Origin of the sequence: Trebonia sp., from assembly GCF_049794275.1 — a bacterium.
Taxonomy (GTDB): Bacteria; Actinomycetota; Actinomycetes; order Streptosporangiales; family Streptosporangiaceae; genus Trebonia.
This window is the reverse complement of sequence record NZ_JBARCR010001019.1, coordinates 1-3,016: the sequence shown is the minus strand read 5'-3', so window position 1 is coordinate 3,016 and position 3,016 is coordinate 1. Positions and strand designations below refer to the sequence as shown.

General features: G+C 70.0%; 2 protein-coding genes. Both read right to left on the bottom strand.

What is annotated here, in order from left to right:
- Position 1: 1 nt before the first annotated feature.
- Positions 2–1,492, bottom strand: coding sequence for a DUF2252 domain-containing protein (locus WA805_RS25665; RefSeq protein ID WP_422325336.1), 1,491 nt, complete (start codon positions 1,490–1,492; stop codon positions 2–4).
- Positions 1,493–1,578: 86 nt separating this feature from the next.
- On the bottom strand, positions 1,579–3,016 hold a 1,438-nt coding region (locus WA805_RS25660), incomplete at its 5' end, for a CoA transferase (RefSeq protein ID WP_425243625.1).

Below are 3,016 nucleotides of genomic sequence, written 5' to 3'. Positions count from 1 at the left end.
CTTAGAGGCCTGTCCGGGCGATGAGCCGTCCCGACTTCACAGCCGCGGCGAATGCCTCGTAGTCCTTTTCGTTCTGGTCGGCGTAGGCGGCGGAGAAGTCGGCGATCGCGCGGTCGAAGGAATCTCCGTTGCCTAGGTAGGAGGCGATGGCGATCCGGTCGCCCCAGCGGGCGTGCGCCCGGGCCAGGGTCGCCCCGCAGATCCGCGCGTAGAGGGTTGCCCCGGGCACCAGCATGCTGTTGACGTCGGCGCTGCCCTTCCAGTCCTGGAACTGGCGCACGTAGTAGTCGCGGCTCACGCCGTCGAGCCCCTTGATGCGGACCCAGCCCAGGAAGATATCGGTCGCCGCCTGCATCAGCCGCTGGCCGGCCACCACGCGCTGGCCATGGTGCGGATAGGTGCTCTTGCCGACGAACCGTTCGAGGACGGAGGCCTGCGCCTCCTTGGTCTGCAAGAACAATGGGTCGTTGTGGTCGCGGCCCACCATCAGCACGATGTAGCAGCGAGTCCCCACGCTGCCCACGCCGACCATTTTGTAAGCCGTGTGGACGTAGCGGTACTCCTCTAGAGGGTGATGGTGGTGCACGAGAGTGCGCCGGTAGGAGCTGAGCAGCTTTTTGATCAGCGGGGTCGGATCTTCCCATGCTGACCCCGGTGTGACGAGATCCTCAATCGGAATGACCAGTGGCGGGTCGGCGACGATCCGCAGCTCACCGTCGACCTCGGCGGCGCGCTTAGTGAACACCCGCGTGTTATCCCGGGTATGTGCCTTGTTCACGTCCCGCTCGAAGGACCGGGCTTCGAGCCTGGTGACCCGTTTGACGCGGACCTCCTGGCGGACCAGCTTGAGCAGCATCCCGGCTTCCAGATGGTCATACCAGGCGTCCAGGGCCCCCATCCCGGCGGCCTGGTGCATCCGGTCCCGGTACTCGGCCACCGCGGCCATCACGACGGCACGCCGGTCGGCCGGGGAGAAGCCCCGGTCGCGCCCCATTATCTCGAAGCTGGCCGCCAGGCGCTTGACGTCCCACTCCCACGGGCCGGGCAGCGTCTCGTCGAAGTCGTTGATATCGAAGATCATCTTTCGCTCGGGCGTGCCGAACAGGCCGAAGTTCGACAGGTGCGCATCCCCGCACAGCTGCACCGTCACCCCCGATACCGGAGTGGCAGCTAGGTCGGATGCCATGATCAGCGCGGCGCCGCGGTAGAAGGTAAACGGCGAGACCAGCATGCGCCCATACCGGATCGGCACCAGCTGCGGTACCCGTGATGCCGCCTGCTCTTCAAGCAGGGCGACCGGGGCGGGCCGGTCCGGACGGGGTGTCCACCGGCTGTGGGCCGATCGTGGCGCCTCGACCCGGGCGGCCCGGCCCCGGGCAACCCGCTGGTCCGCCGTCAGGTGCGCCCGCCGCCACGCCGACGCAAACGGCGGGGTCCTTGTCCCGGTCGTGTCAGCGACGGCGGGTTCTGCGGAGCCTGGACTTGCGGTCATGCTGACCTCCGGTCATGTCGGCTCGCCGGGAGGGGACGCGCCGCGTCTATTAGAGGCCAAAATTCGATGCCTGCCAAGAATCCAAGTCACCACGCAGGGTAGTGCCTGCCGAGCGGGCCTGCCCCGATCTGCCACGCGGCTGTGACTCCGGCGATCGAGCCGGGCAGCGGTACCCGACGGGCCGGGCCCCATTCCGTGTTGGTGTCAACGAGTTCGAAGTCCCGGGGGGAAGGCGCCGGCGGCAGGTCAGCAGGCCGGGGGAGGGACCACAGCAGGTTGGCCGTGCCGATCAGCGATGCCCGGATGCGGCTCACCGTGGACCGGGTGAGCCGCCGGGTCAGCGCGCGGCCCACCGCAGCGGCGAGCAGGTAGCCCGTGGCGTGGTCGAGAGCCTGGACCGGCAGCGGAAACGGCTCGTCCCGGCCTACCGCCAGCGAACCTGCGGCCGCGATCCCGCACGACATCTGCACCAGGCTGTCGAACCCGCGGCGGTGGCGCCATGGACCGTCCCACCCGTACGCGTTGAGCGAGGCGACGATCAGCGCCGGGTTGATCGCCGTCAGCGTCCCGTCGCCGTAGCCCAGCCCGGCGAGCGCGTCCGCGCGCAGCCCGGTCACCAGGACGTCGGTGTCGGCCACGAGGTTCTCGAAGATCCCGCGGTCGGCATCAACGCGAAGGTCCAGCGCCGCGGTCCGCTTCCCCGCCGTCGTCTCCGGCAGCAGCGCGGGCACCTCCGCGAAGCCCGGCGGATCCAGGCGCAGCACCTGCGCGCCATAGGCTGCCAGGAACTTGGTGCACACCGGGCCCGCGATCACCCGCGTCATGTCGAGCACCCGTACCCCCGAGAACGGTGAAGAGGTGCCCGACAGCGGCGAATCGCTCTCGGCGGGCGCCCTGCCGGCAGGCAGCCGGCGCTCGCTAACGACCACCGGCGTCGCGGTCGCCGTCGCGGCGCCCGGCGCTGACGCCAGCCACGTCTCGCGCGCGTGCATGACCGCCGCGCACCCGCCAGCCGAGACGACCGCGGCCTCGAGATCACCGGCCTTCCAGCGAAGAGCGGCCGCCGCGACGGTGGCGCGGTCGTCGGCGCCGAGTACCCGCTCCACGGCCGCGCGGTGATACGGGTAGTTGGTATGCAGCCGGATCCAGCCGTCTTCGGCCCGGTAGTTCCCGGCGATCGGATCCCACAACTCGGGCAATGACCACCCGACTGGAGTGAACAGGCCCTCGGCGGCGAAGGCCGCGCATGCCGCGCTGCTGTCGACGGAAACCGGCCGCGGCCGGGACACTTCGCGGGCCGCGAGGAACTCGGCCGCGGCGAGCGTGGCGCAAGCCACCGACGCCGTAGCCAGCCCGGTCACGTCGAAATAGGCCGGCAGCACCGCACGCGGCCCGCTGGCGGTGAGAACCTCCGCCACGTCCGCCGCGCCGCCGAGCGAGCGCCACATTCGCGTGCACAGGTCGCCGAGTTCGTTCGCCACGACCACCATTCTCAGTGAGCGCGACGTGATAAAGCGCGTCGGG